The organism is Microvirga brassicacearum (genome assembly GCF_008757455.1).
GTDB lineage: Bacteria > Pseudomonadota > Alphaproteobacteria > Rhizobiales > Beijerinckiaceae > Microvirga > Microvirga brassicacearum.
In genome coordinates, this window is sequence record NZ_VCMV01000072.1 from 18,830 (window position 1) to 19,434 (window position 605).

The following is a 605-nucleotide window of genomic DNA, read 5'->3' on the forward strand; positions in this document are numbered from 1 at the left end:
AATCGGCGCTTGGGATGGTGCTCGTCAAGTCCGAGACCGAGTCGTCCTTTACCACGGGCGCCCTCAGGCCATGCTCGTCGACGACCTCTGAGCGCACGTGGGATGTTGCCAGCACGATGATGCTGCCGTCCGTTGATACGTGGTGAATAAACGGCGGCATTCGGTAGCAAACGCCACCAGATTTCCGAGGATCCACCCTTCCCATCTCAGGACTGCCTCAAACCCGGCGGTGAATTCCGGAGTAGAACCGAGCGGATGGCGGATCGTCCGGTCGAACAGCTCCCGTATCGGAGCGGACTCGACGAACGTGCTGAGAATGGCCCGGGTTCGACCTTGGCTGCGGCGGCGCTCTTGATAAGGACTCGGACGCGCGCGATGTCGTAAAACGAAACTTCGGATTTGGCTAACAAAATGAGACTGTAATGGCCAGCGAAACCTCCAGCCGCACCCCTCCCAAGGCTCCAGGTGCCCGATCCCATAACCGGTTGTCCAGTCGGCTTCCCGAGGCGTCGGGAAAGGTCGCGATGCAGAAGGGCAAGTCCAAGGCGGGGCGGATAGAGTCCGTCATGCGCAGCGCCGAGAAAATCGGCTTGTTGCGCGAGAAG

1 protein-coding gene is annotated in these 605 nt (G+C 60.5%); it reads left to right on the forward strand.

Translation table 11 applies throughout. The features are described from left to right. Positions 1-422 precede the first annotated feature (422 nt). Positions 423-605 (forward strand): hypothetical protein (locus FEZ63_RS25385; RefSeq protein WP_210251581.1); only part of this gene is annotated, 183 nt, incomplete at its 3' end.